Source organism: Capnocytophaga cynodegmi DSM 19736 (genome assembly GCF_000379185.1).
GTDB classification, from domain to species: domain Bacteria; phylum Bacteroidota; class Bacteroidia; order Flavobacteriales; family Flavobacteriaceae; genus Capnocytophaga; species Capnocytophaga cynodegmi.
In genome coordinates, this window is record NZ_KB900703.1 from 208,314 (window position 1) to 230,652 (window position 22,339).

Annotated in this window: 20 protein-coding genes; 15 read left to right on the top strand and 5 right to left on the bottom strand. The window is 35.5% G+C overall.

Going from position 1 to position 22,339, the window contains the following annotated elements; all coding sequences use genetic code 11:
- The first annotated feature begins 33 nt into the window (after positions 1 to 33).
- On the top strand, positions 34 to 1,083 hold the full coding sequence (locus YW9_RS0100905; RefSeq protein ID WP_018278293.1) for an NAD(P)/FAD-dependent oxidoreductase: 1,050 nt from the start codon (positions 34 to 36) through the stop codon (positions 1,081 to 1,083).
- Positions 1,084 to 1,110: 27 nt separating this feature from the next.
- Entirely contained in the window at positions 1,111 to 2,055 is a 945-nt protein-coding gene (locus YW9_RS0100910; RefSeq protein ID WP_026193705.1) for a 2-hydroxyacid dehydrogenase, read from the top strand.
- A gap of 51 nt (positions 2,056 to 2,106) precedes the next feature.
- Here the strand turns inward: YW9_RS0100910 and YW9_RS0100915 are convergent, their stop codons facing one another.
- The gene (locus YW9_RS0100915; protein ID WP_026193706.1) at positions 2,107 to 3,153 is read right to left on the bottom strand and encodes an inorganic phosphate transporter; all 1,047 of its coding nucleotides are present in this window, start codon (positions 3,151 to 3,153) and stop codon (positions 2,107 to 2,109) included.
- 46 nt (positions 3,154 to 3,199) lie between these two features.
- Positions 3,200 to 3,667 (bottom strand): DinB family protein, encoded by a 468-nt coding sequence (locus tag YW9_RS0100920; RefSeq protein WP_018278296.1) that lies wholly within the window; start codon positions 3,665 to 3,667, stop codon positions 3,200 to 3,202.
- A gap of 191 nt (positions 3,668 to 3,858) precedes the next feature.
- Here YW9_RS0100920 and queD point away from each other — a divergent pair, with 191 nt between their 5' ends.
- From queD to trxB, 8 genes are all read left to right on the top strand, one after another.
- Complete coding sequence (gene queD / locus YW9_RS0100925) at positions 3,859 to 4,311, top strand: 6-carboxytetrahydropterin synthase QueD (protein ID WP_018278297.1); 453 nt, start codon at positions 3,859 to 3,861, stop codon at positions 4,309 to 4,311.
- 98 nt (positions 4,312 to 4,409) lie between these two features.
- On the top strand, positions 4,410 to 5,168 hold the full coding sequence (locus YW9_RS0100930) for a UDP-2,3-diacylglucosamine diphosphatase (RefSeq protein WP_018278298.1): 759 nt from the start codon (positions 4,410 to 4,412) through the stop codon (positions 5,166 to 5,168).
- 21 nt (positions 5,169 to 5,189) lie between these two features.
- The gene (locus tag YW9_RS0100935; RefSeq protein WP_018278299.1) at positions 5,190 to 5,867 is read left to right on the top strand and encodes a spermidine synthase; all 678 of its coding nucleotides are present in this window, start codon (positions 5,190 to 5,192) and stop codon (positions 5,865 to 5,867) included.
- 100 nt (positions 5,868 to 5,967) lie between these two features.
- Positions 5,968 to 6,162: a 30S ribosomal protein S21 gene (rpsU, locus tag YW9_RS0100940; RefSeq protein ID WP_018278300.1), complete on the top strand. Its 195-nt coding sequence runs from the start codon at positions 5,968 to 5,970 to the stop codon at positions 6,160 to 6,162.
- Positions 6,163 to 6,346: 184 nt separating this feature from the next.
- Positions 6,347 to 8,143, top strand: coding sequence for a translation elongation factor 4 (gene lepA, locus YW9_RS0100945; protein WP_018278301.1), 1,797 nt, complete (start codon positions 6,347 to 6,349; stop codon positions 8,141 to 8,143).
- Between the two features lie 47 nt (positions 8,144 to 8,190).
- Positions 8,191 to 9,096: a hypothetical protein gene (locus YW9_RS0100950; RefSeq protein ID WP_018278302.1), complete on the top strand. Its 906-nt coding sequence runs from the start codon at positions 8,191 to 8,193 to the stop codon at positions 9,094 to 9,096.
- Between the two features lie 249 nt (positions 9,097 to 9,345).
- Positions 9,346 to 9,702, top strand: a complete 357-nt coding sequence (locus YW9_RS0100955; protein ID WP_155848688.1) for a hypothetical protein — start codon at positions 9,346 to 9,348, stop codon at positions 9,700 to 9,702.
- 328 nt (positions 9,703 to 10,030) lie between these two features.
- Positions 10,031 to 10,978: a thioredoxin-disulfide reductase gene (gene trxB / locus YW9_RS0100960; protein WP_018278304.1), complete on the top strand. Its 948-nt coding sequence runs from the start codon at positions 10,031 to 10,033 to the stop codon at positions 10,976 to 10,978.
- A gap of 89 nt (positions 10,979 to 11,067) precedes the next feature.
- Here the strand turns inward: trxB and YW9_RS0100965 are convergent, their stop codons facing one another.
- Entirely contained in the window at positions 11,068 to 12,999 is a 1,932-nt protein-coding gene (locus tag YW9_RS0100965; RefSeq protein ID WP_018278305.1) for an LTA synthase family protein, read from the bottom strand.
- Between the two features lie 380 nt (positions 13,000 to 13,379).
- Here YW9_RS0100965 and YW9_RS0100970 point away from each other — a divergent pair, with 380 nt between their 5' ends.
- The 4 genes from YW9_RS0100970 (at position 13,380) to YW9_RS0100985 (ending at position 17,211) form a co-directional block, all read left to right on the top strand.
- Complete coding sequence (locus tag YW9_RS0100970) at positions 13,380 to 13,967, top strand: peptidoglycan-binding protein LysM (protein WP_373309641.1); 588 nt, start codon at positions 13,380 to 13,382, stop codon at positions 13,965 to 13,967.
- A 131-nt stretch (positions 13,968 to 14,098) separates the two neighbouring features.
- Positions 14,099 to 14,692 (top strand): ribonuclease HII, encoded by a 594-nt coding sequence (locus YW9_RS0100975; RefSeq protein WP_018278307.1) that lies wholly within the window; start codon positions 14,099 to 14,101, stop codon positions 14,690 to 14,692.
- A 27-nt stretch (positions 14,693 to 14,719) separates the two neighbouring features.
- Complete coding sequence (locus YW9_RS0100980) at positions 14,720 to 15,769, top strand: endonuclease/exonuclease/phosphatase family protein (protein ID WP_018278308.1); 1,050 nt, start codon at positions 14,720 to 14,722, stop codon at positions 15,767 to 15,769.
- Positions 15,770 to 15,915: 146 nt separating this feature from the next.
- Complete coding sequence (locus YW9_RS0100985; protein WP_018278309.1) at positions 15,916 to 17,211, top strand: Na+/H+ antiporter NhaC family protein; 1,296 nt, start codon at positions 15,916 to 15,918, stop codon at positions 17,209 to 17,211.
- Positions 17,212 to 17,325: 114 nt separating this feature from the next.
- Here YW9_RS0100985 and alaS read toward each other — a convergent pair whose 3' ends face one another.
- The gene (gene alaS / locus YW9_RS0100990) at positions 17,326 to 19,962 is read right to left on the bottom strand and encodes an alanine--tRNA ligase (protein ID WP_018278310.1); all 2,637 of its coding nucleotides are present in this window, start codon (positions 19,960 to 19,962) and stop codon (positions 17,326 to 17,328) included.
- A 131-nt stretch (positions 19,963 to 20,093) separates the two neighbouring features.
- On the bottom strand, positions 20,094 to 21,152 hold the full coding sequence (locus YW9_RS12345) for a glycosyl hydrolase (RefSeq protein ID WP_081615879.1): 1,059 nt from the start codon (positions 21,150 to 21,152) through the stop codon (positions 20,094 to 20,096).
- A gap of 207 nt (positions 21,153 to 21,359) precedes the next feature.
- On the opposite strand from YW9_RS12345, the gene YW9_RS0101000 reads away from it, so the two are divergent.
- Complete coding sequence (locus YW9_RS0101000; protein ID WP_018278312.1) at positions 21,360 to 22,337, top strand: M23 family metallopeptidase; 978 nt, start codon at positions 21,360 to 21,362, stop codon at positions 22,335 to 22,337.
- The last annotated feature ends 2 nt before the right edge of the window (positions 22,338 to 22,339 follow it).

Consider the following 22,339-nt stretch of genomic DNA (forward strand, 5'->3'; position numbering starts at 1 on the left):
ATTATTTTTGCGTACAATTTTATTAATTTGTATATGTTTGATTTTATCATTGTTGGTGCTGGTTTGGCAGGAGTCACTTTTGCGAACATCTTGGAGAAAAATAATAAATCATTCTGCATTATTACTGATAATTCTCAGATTGCGAGTTTAGTTGCCGGAGGTGTTTATAATCCTGTTGTTTTGAAGCGATTTACGCCTGTTTGGAGAGCTAATGAGCAAATGGATTTGTTGCATTCTTTTTATGATGAAATCGAGAAAAAAATCAATAAAAAGATTATAATCCCAATTCCTATTCTGAGAAAATTTGCTTCAGTAGAAGAGCAAAATAATTGGTTTTTTGCCTCTGATAAGCAGGTTCTTTCCTCGTATTTGAGTTCTGAAATAATTTCGGAAAAAAATAGGCACATTCAAGCTCCTTTCGGATTTGGAAAAGTACTCCAAACAGGTAGGTTGGATGTAAAAACTTACCTGCAAGAGTGTACAAAACTGTGGAAAGATGAAAGCATATTTCACCAAAGGAGATTTAATTATGAGGAGTTGAAAGTAAGCTCAGATAAGATAGATTATCAGACTATTTCTGCTAAAAATATCGTTTTTTGTGAAGGTTATGGAATTGTAAAAAATCCGTATTTCAATTATCTACCAATGAAACCTTGCAAGGGAGAAACTTTAACGTTTTATGCACCCGATTTGTGTCTTGAGGAGATTGTAAAAAGCGATGGTGTAATCTTACCAATTGGAGATAATTTTTATAAAATAGGAGCAACATACGAATGGGAAGATTTGAGTGATACAATCACTGAAAAAGCAAAAAATGAGTTGTTGGAAAAACTCAATAAATTGATTTCCTGTAGATATGAAATCGTAGAGCAAGAAGCCTCTGTTCGCCCAACAGTTGCTGACCGTCGTCCGTTGGTTGGAAAACATCCTGATTATGATAATATGTGGATTTTGAATGGTTTAGGTACACGTGGTGTAATGAATGCTCCCTTTGTGGCAAAAAATCTTTATGAAATGGTTTATGAAAATAAGCTGATAGACAGAGAGATGAATGTGGAAAGGTACAGGAAATATAAAATTTAATATTAAAAAGTTTTAAAGATACAAGATATGAAAATACTTCATTTGGATACAAATCATCCACTGATGATTTCCCAACTTGCGGAAAATGGATTTGAGAATTATGAAGATTATACAAGTTCTAAAGCTGAAATAGAATCGAAAATACATTTGTATGATGGAATAATAATTCGAAGCAGGTTTTCGATTGACAAAAATTTCATACAGAAGGCTACAAACCTGAAATTTATAGGAAGAGTAGGAGCAGGATTGGAAAATATTGATTGTGAGTTTGCTGATAGTAAAGGAATTATGTTAATTTCTTCTCCTGAAGGAAATCGAAATGCTGTAGGAGAACACACTTTAGGAATGTTGTTGGCTTTGCTTAATAAATTCAAAAAAGCAAATAAGGAAATTGAGCAAGGAAAGTGGCTACGTGAGGAAAATCGAGGTTGGGAATTGGATTACAAGACAGTGGGAATCATCGGTTATGGGAATATGGGGAAATCTTTTGCGAAGAAATTAAGAGGATTTGATTGTAAAGTGATTTGTTATGATATAAAACCCAATGTAGGAGATGAAAATGCCACGCAAGTTTCATTAGAAGAGTTTTTTAGTCAAGCAGAAGTAGTAAGTTTGCATACGCCTCAAACTCCATTGACAATGAATATGGTAAATACGGATTTTATCAATAAGTTTTCAAATCCGTTTTGGTTGCTGAACACAGCACGAGGCAAAAGTGTAGTTACAGATGATTTAGTAAAAGCTTTGAAATCAGGAAAAATACTTGGGGCGGGATTAGATGTTTTGGAATATGAAAAATCATCATTCGAAGATTTTTTTACAGATGATAACCTTCCTGAAGCATTTAGATATCTATTAGAGTCTGATAATGTTATTCTTACGCCACATATTGCTGGTTGGACTATGGAAAGCAAAGAGAAGTTAGCTCAAGTTATAGTGGATAAAATTATTGAAAATTTTAAAACGAGATAGAAAGTAACTAAAAGGTGATAAGGTGAGAGTTTGCGTTATCACTTTTTTTTATTAATGATTGTGTATAAATCCACCCATATCAGCAAGATAGATTAATAAAAGTGACAATAAAAAGGAAATGATAGGGGCAATCATCCACATAGTGAAAAAGCGTTTTACTTGGGTTTTATTAAAGATGTTCTTTGGTCCCATTTTTGCGACTCCAATTCCTAAAATAGCTGCTATGTTTACCTGAACCAGCGAGGAGGGAATTCCTTTTGTTACAGAAGCTAAAAGTAGCAAACTTCCTGAAATAAAAGCGATTATAACTGCTTCAAATTTTCCGAAGAGGATAATCTCTTTTCCTGTATTTTTCACAATTTTATGACCAAACAAAGAACTTCCAATACCAAAACAAGGAGCAACAATTAATGATGATAATATAAGAATTACCATAAAATCATTTTCATTTTGTAATCCTAATTCATTGATAGTCATTGCTGCAATAGGTCCCGCACCATTGGCTACGTTGTTTGAACCAATGGAGAAAGAAACATAAATAGACATTACAATCAGAATGGTATTCCAAACAGGGTTAAGATTTTCATTCTGAGCTCGTTGCATAGTGAACCCTCTCTTCCGCATTGGTTTATAGATATATTTTCCGCATAAGTAACTCAAAATAAATGAAATAATAGGGAGAATGAACCAAGTAGGAATAATTTCGTAAAATAATTTTCCTGAGTCTAATTTATTGAAATATAGGGAGGGAGCAGCAAATGCAAGAACAGCAGCCTGGCTTGTTGACTGAGGGATTCCTGAAATATTAGCTATCAGAAGCGTAATCGCAACAGAAAGTAGAGCTACAGATACAACTGTGAAAGTCATATAGTTAGCAGGTAAGATGCCATTTCCCATTGTGGTTGCTGTATTTTTACCAGCAACAAAAGCTCCTAAAAAAACTGCAATGCCGAAAATACCTGGAATTAAGCTCCTTCGTATAACATTTGCTCCATAACTTGCAGAAAATGCAGGTGCTGTACCACTTCCTCCCATAGTTATAGCAAGTGCCATAGCAATGAGATATGGAATTAGTAATTGGTTATAAATGGGCGACATCTTTCTACTTCAAAATGTTTAAATAAATATTAAATGTTTGGTAGGTTTAAAGAAAATAGTTTAAGGAAATTATTGAACCTAAATGCATACTTTCGTGTATATTATTGAAGTTTATGGCGTCTTCAATACAGGTAAGTTCAAAGCCATAACTGGTCATATATGTATTATACTGCTGAAAAACTCCTTTTTCGTAATCTGATTTGAGTTGTTCTTGTGTTGAAATTAATAATTCTTTTATGTTATTAATTTCTTCTTTTGTAGGAAGATATTCTTTAGGGAAAGTACCTTTTCGATATGTTTCGATGAATTCATCGGTAACTAGAGGAGTGATGTTTCCAAGTTTGTAGCATAAAAGTTGTTGAGTTACAATGCAGTGAGCTATGTTCCATAGTACGTTGTTGTGAAACCCATTAGGGACTTTTGCCAATTGTTCGGGAGATAATTTCTCTAAAAAATCTACAAGTCTAAGGCGTGTAGCTTTATGTAATTCAAATGTTTGTTTTGTAAGTAACATTATTTTTTCTGATAAAATATTGTCGCAAAAATAGAAAAATTTAATGTATAAACCTTGTTTTCGGATTAAAAAATAGGAAAAAGAATACCAAAAAATGAGTGGTTTGATATATCATTATTTTTTCAAATTGATTGCGTTTTTGTTGTTATTTTCTTTTTCATTACTTTTACGGCTTAAAAATTATTTCTGAGATGGCGAACATACGCATTACTAAAAAGTTTGAATTTGAGGCGGGACACGCTTTGTATGGTTACGACGGGAAGTGTAAAAATCTGCACGGACATAGCTATAAGCTGCACGTTACCGTAGTTGGTAAGCCTATAAATGACCCCAATAATGTAAAATACGGAATGGTGATTGATTTTGGTGACTTGAAACGCATCGTGAAGCAGGAAATTATCGATGAATTTGACCACGCGATGATTTTCAATGCCAATTCACCACATTTGGAGTTGGCAAACGAACTTAAAGCCAAAGGGCATCATATTATCTTGGTGGATTATCAGCCTACGAGTGAAAATTTGGTTGCTGATTTTGCCAATCGTATCAAAAAATATTTACCCGAAAATGTAACTTTATTTTCGCTTCGTTTGCAAGAAACCGAAAGCTCTTACGCTGAATGGTTTGCTTCGGACAATTTGTGATAGATTATAGACATTAGGCAATAAGCTGTTATTGTTCATTGTTAATTTCTTTCCCTTATAACTTGTAACTTGGATTTTTCCCCTTTATACTTAAAATTTTGAATTTACAACTTCAACCAAATAAAAAGATTTATTTCGCTTCTGACAATCATTTGGGAGCACCTGATTTCGTGGCAAGTCGTCAGCGAGAATTGGCTTTTGTGAATTGGCTTGACCAGATTGAAGCAGATGCAGGAGCGATTTTTCTGTTGGGTGATTTGTTTGATTTTTGGTTCGAATATAAAACAGTCGTTCCAAAAGGATTTGTACGTGTTTTAGGGAAATTGGCAGCTCTGACCGATAAAGGAATTCCGATTTATTTTTTTGTTGGAAATCACGATTTATGGATGAACGATTATTTCCAAAAAGAATTGAATATTCCTGTTTTTCATAAACCGCTGGAATTTGAATCTTGTGGGAAACGCTTTCTGGTGGGACACGGCGACGGACTCGGACCAGGCGACAAAGGTTTTAAACGGATGAAAAAAGTGTTTACCAATCCAGTAGCAAAATGGTTTTTCCGATGGCTACATCCTGATATTGGAGTGCGACTGGCACAATATCTTTCAGTAAAAAATAAGTTAATTTCAGGAGATGAAGACGTGAAATTCTTAGGGGAAGATAACGAATGGCTGGTACAATATTGCAAACGCAAGTTAAAAACCAAACATTATGATTATTTTCTTTTCGGACATCGGCATTTGCCAATGGAAATTGAGCTTTCGAGTAATTCCAAGTACATAAACACAGGCGATTGGATTCACTATTTTACCTATGCCGTTTTTAACGGGAAAGAAGTAAACTTATTGAAAATCTAATTTTTATCTATAACTCACCCAATGTTAAAAAGAATTCTCAGTTATATTATTCCTATTACAATTCACAAACGAGAATCGTCTGTTAGTAAGTCAATTGAAGTGGTTTTTCGTGATGGACGTTTGGTTTTGGATACGCCCAACACAAACTATTCTTACGGAAGTTTACAACGGATTTTACGAAAAGGCTTGAAAAAAATAGGTTTTACAGAAATACAAAAGATGGAAAGTATTTTAGTTTTGGGTTTGGCTGGAGGTAGCGTTGTAAAAACTTTGGTTGATGAAATTTCATACAAAGGAAAAATAACCGCTGTTGATATTGATAAAGAGATTGTTGAAGTTGCGAAAACATATTTTAATCTTGATGAAATTGAAAATTTAGAAATTATTGTTGATGATGCACAGCAATTTGTGCATAAATCAAAATCAAAATATAATTTGATTATTATTGACGTTTTTCAAGATGATAAAATGCCTGAGTTTTTGTTCTCCCCAGAATTTGTAAATAGAGTACTTTCTTTGCGGACATTTAATGGAAAAATATTGTTTAATACAATGAAAAACAATAAGAGACAATCTGAAAGGAATGCAAATTTTATCAGATTTTGCGAACAAACTAATTTGGTAAAAGTAATTCCAAATGTGGAAGGAAGCAACGAATTAATAATTATTTCAGAGAAAGAAAGTAATTTTGCTGAATAGAATTTATTGTCTTTGAAGTTTATTTTTTTTTGAGCAAAATTTGTGAGTTTCAGAAAAAAAATGCATATTTGCAGCCCAAATGAGAGGAGGTGTGTAGATTATGTTAATAATACCAGTAAAAGACGGCGAAAGCATCGACAAAGCGTTAAAACGTTACAAAAGAAAATTTGACAGAACGGGAGTTGTTCGTAAACTTCGCGAAAAGCAGCATTTTACAAAAAATTCTGTGAAGAGAAGAAATGAACTACAAAAAGCTCGATACATCCAATATTTGAGAGATCAAGAGGAAGTATAGTCATTTTAAAGATAAATTAAAAATCCGTTTCTAAAACAGAAACGGATTTTTTTGTACAAATTTTACAGATTGATAAAAGATAGTAAGTTCAAGCAGAGATTTTTCTCTGCTTTTTATTTTTCTTCTTTTTCCTTTGCACTTTTTTCGTATCTTTGCCAATTACAACAAATTGAAAACAAGAGAAATGAAAAACATACGCAATTTTTGCATCATCGCACACATTGACCACGGAAAAAGTACGCTGGCTGACCGCCTTTTGGACTTTACCAAAACCATCACCGAACGCGAAAAACAAGACCAACTCCTTGATAATATGGACTTAGAGCGTGAACGAGGGATTACCATTAAAAGTCACGCCATCCAAATGGAATACGAATACAAAGGCGAAACCTATATTCTGAACCTCATCGATACGCCGGGTCACGTGGATTTCTCTTACGAAGTGTCGCGTTCCATTGCTGCTTGCGAAGGAGCATTGCTTATCGTTGATGCGGCACAAAGCATTCAGGCTCAGACGATTTCAAACCTGTATTTAGCTTTGGAAAACGATTTGGAAATCATTCCTATCTTAAATAAAATCGACCTTCCTTCGGCTAATCCTGAGGAAGTGAAAGACGATATCGTGGACTTGCTTGGCTGTTCACCTGATGATATTATTCCAGCTTCTGGAAAAACGGGCTTAGGCGTGGAACAAATCCTCGAAGCTATCATCGAACGCATTCCTGCACCGAAAGGCGACCCCGAAGCTCCGTTACAAGCCCTGATTTTCGATTCGGTTTATAATCCGTTTCGTGGGGTGGAAACGTATTTCCGTGTGATGAACGGGAAAATTTCCAAAAACGACAAAATCAAATTTATGTCTTCCGACAGGATTTACCAAGCCGACGAGGTGGGAACGCTCAAACTCAATCAAGTACCTAAACCTTTCGTGGGTTGTGGCGATGTGGGCTACCTCATCACGGGGATAAAAGACGCTCGTGAGGTAAAAGTGGGCGACACCATTACCACCGCTCAAAATGGTTGTACCGAAGCCATCGACGGATTTGAAGATGTTAAACCGATGGTGTTTGCTGGAATCTATCCTGTTGATACAGAGGATTATGAAGAGCTTCGGGCTTCAATGGAAAAACTGCAACTTAATGATGCGTCGCTCGTTTTCACGCCAGAAAGTTCGGCGGCGTTAGGCTTTGGTTTCCGTTGTGGTTTCCTTGGGATGTTGCATTTGGAAATCATTCAAGAGCGATTGGAACGCGAGTTCGATATGACGGTAATTACCACCGTTCCGAACGTTAGCTACTTGGCTTATACGAAGAAAGACCCTGAAACGCCTATCGTGGTAAATAACCCGTCTGACCTTCCCGACCCATCGAAATTGGACAGAGTGGAAGAGCCTTACATCAAGGCGTCGGTGATTACCAAAGCAGATTTTGTGGGGCAAGTGATGTCGCTTTGTATCGAAAAACGCGGACAAATTACCAATCAAACATATTTAACTCCCGAGCGTGTAGAACTGAATTTCGATATGCCATTGGCGGAAATCGTGTTTGATTTCTACGACCGATTAAAAACAGTATCAAAGGGTTACGCTTCGTTCGATTATTCGCCAATCGGAATGCGTGCCTCAAACTTGGTAAAAGTGGATGTGCTTATCAATGCCAATTCGGTGGATGCCCTTTCAGCTTTGATTCACGCCGATAATGCGTATAACATCGGGAAGAAAATGTGCGAAAAACTCCGCGAACTGATTCCGCGTCAGCAGTTTGACATTCCAATTCAGGCGGCTATCGGAGCGAAAATCATCGCTCGTGAAACCATCAAAGCCCTCCGCAAAGACGTTACCGCAAAATGTTACGGAGGTGATATCTCCCGTAAACGTAAACTCCTTGAAAAACAGAAAAAAGGAAAGAAACGTATGCGCCAAATCGGAAATGTAGAAGTGCCACAATCTGCTTTTATGGCGGTGTTGAAACTGAATGATTAGCGGTGAGCTACTGTAGATAAATTGTTGATTAATTCTAAGATAGGGATATGTTTAATTTTCAGTTTGGAGACTTTTATAACTCAAGTCCTAATTGGTTTGATTGGCTTAACTTTTTAGGAACTATTGTTGTGAGTACATTTTCTATTTTTTTTGCTTATTGTTTAGGTGAAAGAAATTACAAACGAGATAAGAAAGAAAAAGCTAAACAAGAGGAAGAATTGATGATCTCGGAAAATAATCTTTTTAGAGAAAACCTGAAAGAGTTAAAAAAACAAATTTCGAAACAGGAAAGCTATTTTAAAAAATATTTAACAGAAAAAGAGTTTAATCAACTATGTGTTAATTCATCTGTCCAAGTAAACTTTTTGAAAAATATTGATGTGAAACAACTTTACAGAAAAGTTAAGAATAATAAAAATAAAGTTGAACAAATAAATACTTTATTTTCTTATTTGTATGGTATATCTAATTTTGAAAGTGCCATTCAGGATGAGTATAGAACATTTGTAAAAAGGTATAATGAGTTGGAGATTATATTCAAGAATAATTATGGAACTGTTTTTTACCATCTTTTTCATCAGATAAATAACAAGAGAATTGTTAATTATCCGAAAGTTAATGGGGGAATAGGGTGGGAATATGATTCAAAGGATGAATTTATGCTTGAGTATGTTCAACTTCGTTCAAAGTTTATAAAAGAGAATAAAATTAAAGTTGATAGGAAACGAATTTCTGAGTTATTGAAGGAGATTGCAGAAAAGTCAAACAAATATATACCCAAAGATTTTGATGCAATTCAAGTAAATCATTTTGCAAATGAAGCATACTGTGCTTTCGTTGATATGGAAGCAAAAAGAAAATCTCATTATAAAGTTATTGATTCTTATTTGAAGGTTTTAGAAAAATTAAAGAAAAAAATTGAGGAATATGAGGAGCTAGTAAATGTGACATAAAGATTTACTATTCTTGTTCCCAAGTTGTTTTAATGAGAAGACGATTGCTGGAAAATAATGAATTAATTTTGTTGGTTTAAATGTTTGATTTTTGTTAGTTAATGCAATGAGTTTAACAATCCTTGAATAAATAGACATCTTTCAGTGGCAGGGTAGACCAAAAACTTTAAAACTAGCTACTCCCACAAACCTCCAAACCACGGAAATAGAAAACAAAAGAGACGGAAAAAATAGAAAAACAAATCAGTTATGAAAAAACCTCCGTATCCGTACACCAAAAGTATGTTCAGGAAACGCCGTCCTTTAAGAACAGCCGTGTTTACCGCAATGTTGAAATGTGTGCATATTTACGAGATTCGGGATACGTCTTACCAATCGTTCAAAAATCCTAAATCGTACGAAGATATCGAGTTGATGACGCTTCTTATCAACGAAATTTATGAAGGCAATCTTTCGCAAGATGAGCTTTCCCCTCCCGAAGATGTTATAGTAAATCGAATCATCGACTATACCAATGCCCCCACTCAGCTTAAAGAAGCAATGCGTGAAGGGCTTTGCATTGAAAAGGAATATGTGGAATATTTCACCGAAAAAGCTAAAACGTAGGACGAGTTATATAAATCTATTCGGTAAATTGGGGGGAGGTTTGCTCCATATATGAGGTGATTTGACAATATGAATAGACTAATTTACAAAGGAAGAATTTGAAGAAAAGGTGCAGTCCTTCGTGCATTATAATCCAGTGCAGGAAATAACAGCAACCAGACTTCGGCGAATGTTTGAGTAGTTTTATAATACAGATGTGAATGCTCCTTTCGTTGAAGATGAGCCTTTAAGTTAGAGGTATACCACCGTCATAATAATCGCTGAGCAACATTTGTTTTCTTGCGAAAAATACGTACCTTTGTAAAGTTGAATTCAAAAAAATAGAATAATGGCTGAGATAGAAAAAGTAAAATGCCTTATAATAGGTTCAGGACCTGCAGGATACACTGCTGCAATTTACGCTTCACGTGCTAATATGCATCCTGTGTTATATCAGGGGGAACAACCTGGAGGACAGCTAACTACAACAAACGAAGTTGAAAATTTCCCTGGGTATCCTAACGGAATTACTGGTACAGCAATGATGATGGAGTTACAACAACAAGCTGAACGCTTCGGAACTGAAATACGCAACGGATGGGTAACAAAGGTTGATTTTTCACAAACTCCTCATAAAGTGTGGATTAATGAAGAAAAAGAAATTCACGCACAAACAGTAATTATTGCTACGGGAGCTTCTGCTAAGTATTTAGGATTACCTTCAGAGCAACATTATTTGAAAACAGGTGGAGGCGTTTCTGCTTGTGCTGTGTGTGATGGTTTCTTCTACAGAAAGCAAAAAGTAGCCATTGTTGGGGCGGGAGACTCAGCCTGTGAGGAAGCGTTGTATTTAGCGAATATCTGCGAGAAAGTAACGATGCTTGTTCGTCGTAATGAATTCCGTGCTTCTCGAATTATGAAAGAACGTGTGTTAAAAGCAGAAAATATAGAAGTACTTTATAACACTGAAACAGAAGAAGTTTTAGGTGATGGACAGGTAGTTACAGCTTTGAAAGTGCGTAATAATAAAACAAATGAAGTTTCCGAAATTCCTGTTACAGGCTTTTTTGTAGCAATAGGGCATACACCTAATACAGCTGTTTTCAAAGATTTTATTTCTCTTGATGAAACGGGCTACATCAAAAATGTGCCAGGAACATCTCTAACAAATGTGAAAGGTGTTTTTGTTGCGGGTGATGCCGCTGATAGTCGTTACAGGCAAGCAATTACGGCTGCGGGTTCGGGATGTATGGCAGCATTGGACGCTGAAAGATATTTAATGACTTTGGAAGATTAATAGTTTAATACAGATATTTTAAAAGTCTTAATTTTTGCTAAAAAATTAAGACTTTTTTATTAATAAAATCTTAAAGAAAAAGTTGGATTTTATTCTAATTTTCGGTTGATAATTCTATCCATATAATCCTGAATGAAAGCCTGTAAGTCTTTAATGCCTTTTTCTATTTCTGGATTATTTTCTTTGCCTATTAAGTTGTTTTTCAGTGCTTCATCTTCTTTTTGAAAAATTCCATTTACGCTTCCATCTTCATTTAAAACATAAATGTAATTTCCTTGCATTAGCCTATAAACGTGTGAATCAGAAATATATGCTCGAGGGGTTTCTTCTTTATCAGAGAACAAACTACGTCCCCACGAACGAAAAGGTTGATTGTAACCAATTAAATCAACAACTGAAGGATAAATATCTATTTGCTGAGCTATTTCTGACGAAATTCCTTTGCCAACCAATTCAGGATTAGGGCTATAAAAAATTAGAGTAGCTCCAGTAGTTGTGATGGGCTGTTTGTAAAGGTCATAAAAAATTTGATTTGGGTGGTCGTTAGTAAAAACAAAAATAGTATTGTTGTACCAACTTTCTTTCTGAGCTGACTCAAAAAACTTTTTCAGAGCGTAGTCTGTATACTGAATGCATTGGTGCATTTCAACATTTCCTTTATCGAATTTACCTTCATATTTTTCTGGAATTTTGAAAGGATGGTGTGATGAGACGGTAAATATTGTTCCTAAAAAAGGCTGTTGTTTTTTGCTTAATTCATCGTTCATAAACTGAAGGAAAGGCTCGTCCCAAATACCCCATACACCGTCAAAATCAGCATCGTTATTATATTCATCTTTTCCAAAGTAATTATCAAAGCCTAGAATATTTGAAAAACCTAAAAATCCCATAGAACCATTAGGTGCGGAATGGAAAAATGACGTGTTGTATCCCATTTTTTTGGCAATTGAAACAACAGATTCAGTAGGTTGTTGCACATAAGGAGAGGAGGTATAAGCCACCTGAAAGGTAGGGATTCCTGCGTAAATTGACGACATTCCGTGAATGGATTGTCTTCCGTTACCATACGCATTGTCAAATATATAGGAATGCTGAGCTAATGAGTCCAAAAAGGGAGTGTACGATTTGTAATTAGGAATATTTCTTGAAGAGTTTAGGCAACCTACATATTCTCTTCCAAAACTTTCCAAAATGAAAATTACGATATTGGGCTTGTTGGTTACTTTTCTGTTATATTGCTTTATTGGAAGAATATTTTTCTGAATATACTCGTCTGAAACGAATTTATATTCTTTAAATCCTTTGTTTTTTCCGATGGTTCGAATAAGCGTGAAAGGCGTATTGAGGATAACATCAGCGTGTACCGAATTGGTTGCGTGCCGACTGGCATCCAAAATGTTTATCGGACGTGATGAATGTGCCAAACTTCCTCCCCGTATTCCTGCCAAAACACCTATTCCTATTCCTAAAAATAATAAAACAGACCATACAACATACGGAAGAGGTCGAATTTTGAAACTTTTGATGTTGATTTTTTTATAAAGGAATATCCAAAGAACGATTAGACTAATAAATATCAGTACTAAATACCAGTAATTTGCTAAAAAGATGAAAAATAATTCGGTTTTGTTTTGCTCATTTTCTACTACGGCAAACGAAGCGGTGGTTAGACGTGATTTGCTAAACGGATAGTAAATCATATCCACAAAATTGGTTGCATAAGCAATTCCGTTTGTGATGAAATAAATCCAAAAGAGTATTTTTTGGTAAGTTTTATGCGTATTTACCCATAAAGGAAACAAACTAAGCAAAATGAATAGTAAATTGACGTACAGAATAGCCGTTGTGTCGAACTTAATTCCCAAAAAGAATAATTTCAAAAGCTGACTTGTGCTAATTTCTCCTATGATTTCCGTGTTAAAAAGAAAAAATAAAAGTCGTGCAATGAAGTAGAAAATATAAACTAAAAAGATTCGGTAGAAAAAAACACCATATTCATTGGTTCGGATAAGTTTGTTCATAAAACTTTGATGTTGCAATTTGTAATGAGAAAGCAAAGATACGGATAGTTAAAAAAATACCAATATGTAAAACATCGGAAATATATATTGGTATAATCTGAAAAAGAAAAATCATTAAAGCTTCTTTAATAAGTGTTAAAATTATGCTCTTGATGGTTAAAAATATTAAATTTGAATCTGTAATTCCTTTAATATTAACTATGTATTAGGAAATAATATTTTCTTTTCCTATAAAATGACTATTTTTGCACCCGCTAATTTTAAGCAGAAATTGTTTCACTTTGTGAAAGTATCGTAAGTCTTAAAGAAACTAAATGAAAATGATTAATGCAAAGAGGAGGTATCTTTTTACAATTTTGGGATTGCTTAGTTTTGTTTGTATGTGTTTTACAATCAGCGATGAGCAAATCAAAGAAATTCAAGTTCACAGAAATTTTGTTGTAGAAAAACCTCAGTTGGCAACTGTGTTGCCAGTACAAGAAAATGAAAAAAACAGTACTTTAAATCCGCCACTTATTGGCAAAACGTTCATTGGCTTTAAAGAAGCCTTAGCTTACAGAGAATCCCGAGGTAACTATTTTATTGTAAATCAATACGGTTATATGGGTAAGTATCAGTTCGGGAAGTCAGCTTTGCAGTTTTATGGAGTTAAAAATGCAGAAGAATTTCTGAAATCTCCTGAACAACAAGAACGACTTTTTACCCTGAGTGTTAAGAGAAACAAATGGGTATTAAGAAAAGAAATCAAACAATTTGCGGGTAAACGTATTAATGGTATTTATATTACCGAATCAGGAATTCTAGCAGCAGCGCATCTTGCTGGAGCTCAGAATGTTAAGAATTATTTTAAAAGTAGAGGTGGTTATGCTTTTGCTGATGCAAACGGGACAACTTTGCAAAATTATTTGAAAAATTTTGCTGGTTATGAAGTAGAACACATTATTCCTGAAAAATTACCAAGATTTTAACCATATTATTTATACATATAAGAAGTTATCCAAAAAAGGGTAACTTCTTTTTCTTTGCAATAAAATGCATATATTTGCAAGGAAAAATGTAGGTAAATTAATGTGATTTATCGCACAAAGAGTTAAAAAGAATGCAGTTGTATTATCATACACATAATGAGGCAGGTACAGATGAAGCAGGGAGAGGTTGCCTTGCAGGTCCTGTTACGGCTGCTGCGGTAATTCTTCCGAAAGATTTTAAGAATGATTTGCTGACAGATTCTAAGCAACTTACTGAAAGACAGCGATTATTTTTAAAACCCATCATTGAAAAAGAAGCAATTTGTTATGCGGTCGCACACGTTTTTCCTGCTGAAATAGATGAAATCAATATTTTACGAGCGTCTATTTTGGCAATGCACAAAGCTTTGGGGCAACTCTTCAAAAAACCTGAATTTATTGCTGTTGATGGGAACAGATTTGCTAAATTTGGTGATATTCCTCACGCCTGTGTGGTGAAAGGAGATGCTAAAATACAAACAATTGCTGCGGCTTCTGTTCTGGCTAAAACATATCGTGATGCCTATATGGAGCAGATAGATGAAGAGTTCCCAATGTACCAGTGGAAGAAAAACAAAGGATACCCTACAATTGCCCACCGAAAAGCAATTGAAAATTACGGAATTACACCTTATCATAGAAAAACATTCCAGTTGTTGCCTTCACAGTTGAAATTAGAATTTTAAAATAAATTAGCGTTTTAAAAATACGATATGAAAAAATATTACAATTCACTTTTTGTTACATTTTTGTTGTTAATGTTGCTAAAAGTACAGGCACAAGAAAAGAAATTTATGGTCAGAACAATTGCCTTTTACAATGTAGAAAACTTATTTGACACAATTAACGACCCTCGAAAGTTTGATGATGACCGCACCCCTGAAGGGGCAGACCGCTGGACTTCAAAAGTTTACAATGACCACGTCCAGAAAATCGCAAAAGTAATTTCGGAAATAGGAAGTGATGTAACTAAACAAGCTCCCGATATTGTGGGATTGTGCGAGGTTGAAAATCAAAATGTTATAACTGATTTGATAAACACGGATTATCTTAAAAAGTACAATTACGGTATTGTTCATTATGATTCTCCTGATAGTCGAGGCATTGACGTAGCTCTAATCTACAAAAAAAATATATTCAAACCGACCTCAACTTCAAAACATCATTTGGAAATTTACGAAGTAGATGGCAAACGTAGGTACACACGCGACCAACTTTTGGTGAGTGGAATGTTTGATGGTGAACCGATGCATCTTATTGTAAATCACTGGCCTTCAAGAAGTGGTGGAGAGGCCGCAAGTCGTCCTAAGCGGGAAGCTGCGGCAACGCTGAATAAAAAAATAATTGATTCACTTTTGGCAGAAAATCCTGATGCAAAAATCTTGAGTATGGGTGATTTTAATGATGACCCAACCAATACAAGTTTCAAAAAAATACTCAAGACTGAAGGAAAGAAAGAAAGAGTGAAATCTGGAGGGTTGTATAATCCAATGGAAGAAATGCTTAAAAAAGGGATTGGTTCTCTGGCATATCAAGATGGTTGGAATTTGTTCGATCAAATTTATTTCACACAAGAACTTTTAAAAGAAGATAAATCAACCTATCGATATTGGAAAGCTGGTGTGTTTAATAAATCTTATTTGGCAAATCAAAAAGGACGATATAAAGGGTATCCTTTCCGGAGTATGTCCAACGGAAATTATACTTGGGGCTATTCCGACCATTTTCCTGTTTACCTTTATCTAATTAAAGAAAAGAAATAAGCTAGAAGAAAGTTCAAAATATAGAAATGTTTTTGAACTTTCTTTTTTTGGAAAATTTTAATGTGTAAAATATTTTTATTGGAAAAATATTTTGTTTTTATGAAATAACATATATTTTTGTACCTTGAAATTTTATTCCGTATTAGATGGCTTTTAAAAAAGAAATTGGTGTTATTTCGATTATCCCTCTCTTGGTTTTTGTTGCAATTTTCTTGGGCGGAGGGATTTACCTCAATGATTTTTACTCGTTACGAACGCCTTTGGTAGCTTTGGTAGGTGTTGTAGTAGCACTATTGATTTACAAAGCATCTTTTACAGAAAAAATAAACATCTTCTTCAAAGGAGCTGGAGATTCTAATGTGTTGACAATGTGTGTTATTGTCCTTTTTGCAGGAGCCTTTGCTACTGTTGCAAAAGCCTCTGGAAGTGTGGATAGCATTGTCAGTTTAGGAATATCATACATTTCACCACAATATTTTCCGATAGGTGTATTTGTAATAGCTTCATTTTTATCATTTTCAACAGGAACTTCTGTAGGTACAATCACAACATTAGCTCCTATTGTGATTAGTCTGGCAGGACAAAGCGATTTGAATGCTTCTTTGTTAGGAGCTTCCTTACTTTCTGGTGCAATGTTTGGTGATAATCTTTCATTGATTTCCGATACAACCATAGTGGCCACACAAACAATGGGTTGCAAAATGAATGAAAAGATGAAAGCAAATGCACGAATAGCATTTCCAGCAGCAATACTGACTATAGTTATTCTATTGTTTTTAGGAAATTCTCAGGCAAAAGAGATAATTATTGAAACACAAAAGGATTTTAATGTTGTTTTAATATTACCTTATTTGGCTGTGGTTGTATTGTCGCTTTTGGGTGTAAATGTTTTTGTTTCCCTGTTTTTGGGTGTTATTTTTTCCGGAACGCTGGGTATAATCTACGGGAATTTTAGTTTTCTTGGGTTTGTAAATCATACATATCAAGGATTTACGGATATGTCTGAAATTTTTCTTCTGTTCTTTTTTACTGGTGGATTGGCGGCATTGGTGGAACATTTTGGAGGAATTCAATTTATGATGAAATTTATCCAAAAGCATATCAAATCGCCAAAGACAGCATTGCTTGGAATGGGGACTTTGGTAGGTACAACCGATTTTTGTGTGGCAAACAACACAGTTTCAATCCTGATAGTTTCAAAAGTTTCTAGAAAGATAGCCAATCAATTTCAGATTTCAGGCAGAGATGCGGCGTCTGTTTTGGATATTTTTTCGTGTTACGTACAAGGTATTATTCCGTACGGAGCACAAATTATAGCATTAATTGAACTCAGTAAAGGAGCAATTAGCTATCCCGACGTGGTTGTTTATGCTATTTATCTACATTTGTTATTGCTTTCTGCTTTGGTGTATATTTTTGTCAGAAGATATGAAAAAGTTTGATCTTGAGTCTACATTCTCGGATTCAAATGTCTGGTAATTATTATTTTTATAAGAGGTAAATATTTAAAAACAAAAACACGAGATTTTATCTCGTGTTTTTGTTTGATTTAAACTCTATTTTATGTAGTTTTCAACTTCTCTTAAAGCCTCATCAATACCTGCTGGATTTTTACCCCCTGCTGTGGCAAAGAAAGGTTGTCCGCCTCCGCCTCCGTGAATGTATTTGCCCAACTCGCGAACTACTTTCCCTGCATCTAATCCTTTTTCAGAGACTAAATCTTTGGATATGTAGCACAATAACAGAGCTTTGCCGTCTTCTTGCTCAGAACCAAATAAAATAAAGGCGTTGGGCACTTCATTTCCTAATTGGAAAGCAAGGTCTTTTAAATTGGCAACGTCTAAATTCACTTTTTGCGACAGAAAAGCTATTCCGTTTACCTCCTTAAATTCATTTTTTAGGTTAGATTTGAGGTTTTTAGCTTGTTCTTTCTTTAAATTTTCAAGTTCTTTTTGCAGACGATTGTTTTCTTCTTGCAGATTTTCAACAGCTTTAAGCGGGTCTTGTGCGTTTTTCACTAATTGACTAAGTCGGCTTACTATGGCTTCCTGTTCTTTGAAGTACGCCAAAGCTGCTTCTTGCGTAATGGCTTCAATTCGGCGAATTCCTGAAGCTACTGCTCCTTCCGACAGAATTTTAAAATACCAAATATCTACCGTATTTTTCACGTGTGTTCCTCCACAAAGCTCTTTGCTTTCGCCAAACTGAATCATACGAACCTTATCGCCATATTTTTCTCCAAAAAGAGCCATCGCTCCAGCATCCATCGCTTGTTGTATAGGAATGTTGCGGTGTTCCTGCAAGTCTATTTTTTGCTGAATTCGCTCATTGACACGTCTTTCAATCTCTGTGATTTCCTCTTGAGTAAGTTTCTGAAAATGAGAAAAGTCAAAGCGAAGATGTTTTAAATCGACCAACGAACCTTTTTGCTCCACGTGCGTTCCTAAAACCTCGCGAAGTGCTTGATGCAAAAGGTGTGTCGCTGAGTGGTTTGCTTGTGTAAAGGCTCTTCCTAACGGATGTACTTCCGCTTTGAAAGGGTCGTTGAGATTATCTGGCAAAGTCTCAGAAATATGGATAATCAGGTTGTTTTCTTTCTTAGTATCAACAATATAGGTAATACCACCATTTGCCGATTGTAACGTACCTTTATCACCTGCTTGTCCTCCTCCTTCTGGGTAAAAAGGCGTTACATTGAAAACCAATTGATAGAAAGTTCCATCTTTTTGGCTTTCTACTTTCCGATATTTTACCAAACGAACGATAGCCTCCAACGTGTCATAGCCAATGAATTCCTCTTCTTCATCGTCACGTAAAATTACCCAATCATCGGCTTTTACCTGTGCAGCAGCTCGGGAACGTTCTTTTTGTTTTTGAAGATTTTCCTCAAAGCCTTTTTCATCCAGCGTTAATCCTTTTTCAGAAAGAATGAGAGCCGTAAGGTCGATGGGAAATCCGTAAGTATCGTAAAGCTCAAAAGCCTTGCTTCCAGAAAGTTGATTGTCCGAAATATTGTTTATCATCACATCAAGCATCAACAATCCTTGTTCTAAAGTACGCAAAAAAGAGGCTTCTTCTTCTTTGATGACATTTTCTACCAAAACTTGCTGTTTTTCAATCTCTGGGAAAACTTCACCCATCTGTAAGGCTAAAGTTTCTACCAATTTGTAGATGAAAGGCTCTTTTTGATTTAAGAAAGTGAAACCATATCGGATAGCACGACGCAAAATACGACGAATAACATAACCTGCTCCGTTGTTGGAAGGTAGCTGTCCGTCGGCAATGGCGAAAGAAACGGCACGAATATGGTCGGCAATTACACGAATGGCAATATTGATTTGGTCTTCCTCAGCGGAAACATTATTTCCTTTGATGTATTTGTGTTGTGTGATTTCTTCAATTCGTTGAATAATAGGAGTAAAGACATCGGTATCGTAGTTAGATTGCACGCCTTGCAAAACCATACAAAGTCGCTCGAAGCCCATTCCTGTATCCACGTGCTGAGCAGGTAACTTTTCGAGTGAGCCGTCGGCTTTGCGATTGAACTCCATAAACACATTATTCCATATTTCGATGACCTGAGGGTGGTCTTGATTGACCAAATCACGCCCCGAAATTTTGCTTTTCTCGCTTTCCGAACGTAAATCCACGTGGATTTCAGTACACGGACCACACGGACCTTGATCGCCCATCTCCCAGAAATTGTCTTTTTTATTTCCAAGAAGAATGCGGTCTTCAGTGATGAGTCCTTTCCAAATATCGAATGATTCTTGGTCGAAAGGAACATTGTCTTCTTTACTTCCTTCAAAAACAGTTACGTATAAGTTTTTCTTTGGAATTTTGTAGACTTCAGTTAGCAATTCCCACGCCCACGCAATCGCTTCTTTTTTGAAATAATCGCCAAATGACCAGTTGCCCAGCATCTCAAACATTGTGTGATGGTAGGTGTCTTTCCCAACTTCTTCTAAATCATTGTGTTTTCCAGATACGCGAAGACATTTTTGAGTATCGGCGATACGTTTACTTTTGGGTTTTCCATTACCTAAAAAATATTCTTTGAATTGGTTCATACCTGCATTGGTGAACATCAGTGTGGGGTCGTTTTTGATAACCATAGGTGCAGAAGGTACAATCAGATGCCCTTTGCCCTCAAAAAATTTCAAAAATTGCTTTCTGATTTCTTGTGAAGTCATAAATTTACATGTGTTTTTTTTAAATGTCTTGATTTTTCGTGCAAAAATAGAAATTATTTACAAATTATTTTGTAATTCAACAAAATGATTTGATGAAACTGAGGCTAAATAAAGATTGATTTTACTTGCTTTTATATATCCTGTCGGCTAATTACATAAGGTTGCGACATAGCATTAATCCAGAAGTCGTCGCTACATCTCACATTTACTGCTTCTTTACCTTCATTGAAAAGATAGTCATACCAAGGCATAAAGTAAAGCCAACGTGTGCCATTTGTCCATTGCTCTTCAATTGAAGCTTGTTTTTTAATGATTGTTCTTCCAGCCAGTAAATTTCCACATTCGCTAAGGCTTATCATTTTTTTTGTATGTGAATTTTTTATTTGCAACCAATTGCTGTGATTTTGAGAAGCATTCTTCCCATAAAGATCTTTTCCTATGATATCGACATAGTCGTCGCCTGGGTACCAATTATAATCATAACTCTTTTCGGTAGTCCAAACCCATATCAGGTTGTGGATTCCTTTGTTCTGAAGATAATTGTATGCGTATTTCCACAAACGGACGTACATTTCTGCACCTTCTTTTCCCCACCAAAACCAAGCCCCAGATGCTTCGTGGAAAGGTCGCCATAGAGCAGGTATGTTTGCAGATTGTAATTTGAGTAATGTACTACAGACTTTATCCAGTTGTTCGTGGAAAAAATGACTCTCCCAAGTGTTTGATAGAAAAATATTAGAAATTTTGAACTTGGTATCCGCTTTGTAAGTGTAAGTTTCAGAGTTTTCAGATGTGGGGACATAAAAATGCCACATAAGAGCAACAATTCCTCCTGCATTTGCCCAGTCTTTTACGGGAGTAATATTCGAATAATCAATCCAATCCGAGGGAGAATGGTGAATATGAATGAAATCGAAGCAGTTCATCGCAGGGTATTTTCCAGTGAGTTTGTAAACGTTTTCGGCTTCCTTTGTGTTCCAATTAACGTTTGCCATTGTTGAAGAAAGTATCTTTTTTCCATATATGGAGCGAAGATATTTGTATAAGGCTTGAGTTTGTTCAGAGGCTTGGTTATCAGAAAGGTTGGGGGCTATTGTTTCTGTGGTTTCATTGCTGATATTTTCTTTAGAACAAGATTTTAAAAGAAATGATAATAACATAATGATGAATAAATAAATTATTAGTCTCATTGTGGAAATTTGTCGCTTTTATATTTGACAAAACTACACAAAAATCTTTAAATATGTTTGATATTAAATTCTTTAAAATTTAGGTGATGAACATTTCTTTTGGAAAACAAATCTTTAATTTCTTAAAAAAATTTTTTTACCTTTGCCTAATCTTGATATGTTTTTTAGCATAAACAGATTGTTGAATTTGCATCACGACTAAGAAAGATGAAAAAAATTAAATATTATTACGACCCAGAAACACTTTCCTACAAGCGAATTATCAGTAGGAAACGCACCAAAGTTCGGAATGTCCTTCTTTTTTTGACGGCTTCGGCGCTTTTTGGAGGTATTGCAATGTTTTTGATGGTCAATACGCGGTTTCTTTACACTCCTCGAGAAGTTTCCTTACAACGAGAAATAAAGCAATATGAAACCAATTTTCAGATTTTAAACAAGAAAATGGAGCATATGGAGGAGGTTTTGGCAAATATCCAAGAACGCGATAACAATATGTATCGGCTCTATTTTGAGGCAGCACCTATTCCAGAAGAACAAAGACGCAGTGGGTTTGGCGGTGTAAATCGGTATGAACATCTGGAAAATTACGATAATTCGAAGTTAATTATTAGCACAACGAAACGACTTGAAATACTTCAAAAACAATTGGTTGTTCAGTCAAAATCGTTAGATGAAATAGCCGATTTATCCAAAGAAAAAGAAAAATTCTTGTCTTCAATTCCTGCGATACAACCCGTTGATAATAAAGATTTAACCAGAATGGCATCTGGGTTTGGTTGGCGTAACGACCCGTTTACCAAAGCTCGTAAATTTCACAACGGAATGGATTTTACAGCTCCGCAAGGGACACCCATTTATGCTTCGGGCGATGGGGTGGTTTTTCGTGCTGATGATGCCTCTTCGGGTTACGGAAAGCACGTGCGTATTGACCACGGCTATGGTTATGTGACTCTATACGCTCATTTGCACGAATACAAAGTGAAAGTTGGTCAGAAAGTTAAGAGAGGGGATATGATTGGTACTGTGGGAAATACGGGACGTTCACAGGCTCCGCACTTGCATTACGAAATCATCAAAGATGGAGAACACATCAACCCAATTCATTTCTATTACGGAAATTTAACTCCAGATGAGTACGCTGAAATGATTCGTGTTTCTACACAAGAAAATCAATCGATGGATTAACA

Excerpts from the sequence above, each read along its gene's own strand:
- YW9_RS0100965 (WP_018278305.1), bottom strand. The coding sequence starts at position 12,999 with ATGAACAAACTTATCCGAACCAATGAATATGGTGTTTTTTTCTACCGA.
- YW9_RS0100920 (WP_018278296.1), bottom strand. The coding sequence starts at position 3,667 with ATGTTACTTACAAAACAAACATTTGAATTACATAAAGCTACACGCCTT.
- YW9_RS0101000 (WP_018278312.1), top strand. The coding sequence starts at position 21,360 with ATGAAAAAAATTAAATATTATTACGACCCAGAAACACTTTCCTACAAG.
- YW9_RS0100905 (WP_018278293.1), top strand. The coding sequence starts at position 34 with ATGTTTGATTTTATCATTGTTGGTGCTGGTTTGGCAGGAGTCACTTTT.
- YW9_RS12345 (WP_081615879.1), bottom strand. The coding sequence starts at position 21,152 with ATGAGACTAATAATTTATTTATTCATCATTATGTTATTATCATTTCTT.
- lepA (WP_018278301.1), top strand. The coding sequence starts at position 6,347 with ATGAAAAACATACGCAATTTTTGCATCATCGCACACATTGACCACGGA.
- YW9_RS0100950 (WP_018278302.1), top strand. The coding sequence starts at position 8,191 with ATGTTTAATTTTCAGTTTGGAGACTTTTATAACTCAAGTCCTAATTGG.
- YW9_RS0100985 (WP_018278309.1), top strand. The coding sequence starts at position 15,916 with ATGGCTTTTAAAAAAGAAATTGGTGTTATTTCGATTATCCCTCTCTTG.
- YW9_RS0100980 (WP_018278308.1), top strand. The coding sequence starts at position 14,720 with ATGAAAAAATATTACAATTCACTTTTTGTTACATTTTTGTTGTTAATG.
- YW9_RS0100910 (WP_026193705.1), top strand. The coding sequence starts at position 1,111 with ATGAAAATACTTCATTTGGATACAAATCATCCACTGATGATTTCCCAA.
- rpsU (WP_018278300.1), top strand. The coding sequence starts at position 5,968 with ATGTTAATAATACCAGTAAAAGACGGCGAAAGCATCGACAAAGCGTTA.
- YW9_RS0100970 (WP_373309641.1), top strand. The coding sequence starts at position 13,380 with ATGTGTTTTACAATCAGCGATGAGCAAATCAAAGAAATTCAAGTTCAC.
- queD (WP_018278297.1), top strand. The coding sequence starts at position 3,859 with ATGGCGAACATACGCATTACTAAAAAGTTTGAATTTGAGGCGGGACAC.
- YW9_RS0100955 (WP_155848688.1), top strand. The coding sequence starts at position 9,346 with ATGAAAAAACCTCCGTATCCGTACACCAAAAGTATGTTCAGGAAACGC.
- YW9_RS0100915 (WP_026193706.1), bottom strand. The coding sequence starts at position 3,153 with ATGTCGCCCATTTATAACCAATTACTAATTCCATATCTCATTGCTATG.
- YW9_RS0100935 (WP_018278299.1), top strand. The coding sequence starts at position 5,190 with ATGTTAAAAAGAATTCTCAGTTATATTATTCCTATTACAATTCACAAA.
- alaS (WP_018278310.1), bottom strand. The coding sequence starts at position 19,962 with ATGACTTCACAAGAAATCAGAAAGCAATTTTTGAAATTTTTTGAGGGC.
- trxB (WP_018278304.1), top strand. The coding sequence starts at position 10,031 with ATGGCTGAGATAGAAAAAGTAAAATGCCTTATAATAGGTTCAGGACCT.
- YW9_RS0100975 (WP_018278307.1), top strand. The coding sequence starts at position 14,099 with ATGCAGTTGTATTATCATACACATAATGAGGCAGGTACAGATGAAGCA.